This is a genomic window from Oleiphilus sp. HI0132 (genome assembly GCF_001635845.1).
Map to the genome: position 1 here is coordinate 1 of NZ_LWGJ01001803.1, position 1,611 is coordinate 1,611.

At 42.2% G+C, this 1,611-nt stretch carries 2 protein-coding genes; one reads left to right on the forward strand and one right to left on the reverse strand.

The window, feature by feature from the left end:
• Nucleotides 1–847 (forward strand): UDP-3-O-acyl-N-acetylglucosamine deacetylase (gene lpxC / locus A3766_RS27310; protein WP_068643363.1); only part of this gene is annotated, 847 nt, incomplete at its 5' end.
• Between the two features lie 50 nt (nt 848–897).
• Here lpxC and A3766_RS27315 read toward each other — a convergent pair.
• Nucleotides 898–1,371: a DciA family protein gene (locus A3766_RS27315; protein ID WP_068512459.1), complete on the reverse strand. Its 474-nt coding sequence runs from the start codon at nt 1,369–1,371 to the stop codon at nt 898–900.
• Nucleotides 1,372–1,611 lie beyond the last annotated feature (240 nt).

The window sequence follows — 1,611 nt, forward strand, 5'->3', positions numbered from 1 at the left end:
AAAGGTGTATTTAACGCTTATGCCTGCACCGATCGACTCAGGGATTGTGTTTTGTCGTACCGATTTGTCTCCAGCTGTGGAGATAGAAGCGCGTGCGGAAAACGTAGGTGAGACTTTGCTTTCAACAACGCTTGTTAAAGACGGCGTTAAAGTAGCGACTGTAGAGCATTTGCTTTCAGCCATGGCTGGTTTAGGTATTGATAACTGCCGTGTTGAGTTAAGTGCTGAAGAAGTACCCATTATGGATGGTAGTGCTGGTCCTTTTGTTTTTCTAATCCAGTCTGCGGGAATTGAAGAGCAAGAAGCGGCTAAGAAGTTTATTCGCATCACCAAAGAAGTGACGATCGAAGAAGACGGTAAGAAAGCGACGTTTGTGCCTTTTAATGGCTTCAAAGTTGGCTTTTCAATTGACTTTGATCACCCTGTTTTTCATCAGGGTACTCAAGATGCGGCGATTGATTTCTCGAGCACCTCGTTTGTAAAAGAAGTAAGCCGTGCCCGGACTTTTGGTTTTATGCGTGACTTTGAACGTTTGCAAGCAATGAATCTAGCTCAAGGCGGTAGTTTCGATAACGCAATTGTTGTTGATGACTACAAGGTCTTGAACGAAGATGGTTTGCGTTATGACGATGAGTTCGTAAAACACAAAATTTTGGATGCTATCGGCGACTTATACTTATTGGGCAATAGCTTGATTGGTGAGTTTAAAGGTTACAAGTCTGGTCATGACTTGAACAACAAGTTGCTGCGAAAACTCATCAAGGAAACCGATGCTTGGGAAGTGAATACTTTCGAAGACGCAAGTACAGCTCCAATTTCATATATGAAGCCAGTGTTAGCTGCTTAAGTGGCTGCATAAGAGAAAACCAGCGAGCCGGATATATTGATACTAATCTGCTAATCAGTATGTCTGGCTAACTGAAGTAAAATCTTTTTTAGTTTCAAATCATCAGTATGCTCAGCTTCTTCTCTTAGAATCTGGGCATTTTTTTTGCTTAAGTGTTTAGGTGTACTTGGCGTATCAATGGGTGCTTTGTTTGAAAATGCCCCTTTGGGTCGCACTTTGATTTTGATCTGCTCTATTCTCTCTGGGTGAATTTTTGCATTGAGCATAGATATCACCTGCTCTTGAGAGAAACGGAATTTGGTCATGAGCGCTGCAGACGAGCAGGTGAGGGTGAGCCTGCCTTGGCTAAAGGCGTTTATTTGAAACTTGCCTTTAAAAGCGCTTGGCAAGGTTTCGTCAAACAGAACTTCCAGCGACTTTCGGCTGGCGGCCTGTTTAATCAGAGACTGAAGATTGTTTGATTTCGCACTCAGTCTTTTTAAGCTGATTTTAGGGGCAAACTTTTGCTGCTTTGGTTGTCTCATAAACTTAAAAGTGTGACAGGCTAAATTGGCTTTGCTAAGTTCGGCGTGACAAGGCTCAAGAGCAAAGCGACTAGCGCTTGCAAAGAGCTTGATGCTTGGTCAAACTAGCGCAAATTGAGTCATGGAATGACATCATGGAATAGGGATATGCTAAAAGAACGATATAAGAAAAGCTATGAATATTATTTTCGTTGGTCGAAACCACGGAAAGTCTAAAACTTATCAGTTAGGAAATAAGCA

Bases quoted from the DNA above. Each gene is read 5' to 3' on its own strand.
- A3766_RS27315 (WP_068512459.1), bottom strand. From the start codon at position 1,371: ATGAGACAACCAAAGCAGCAAAAGTTTGCCCCTAAAATCAGCTTAAAA.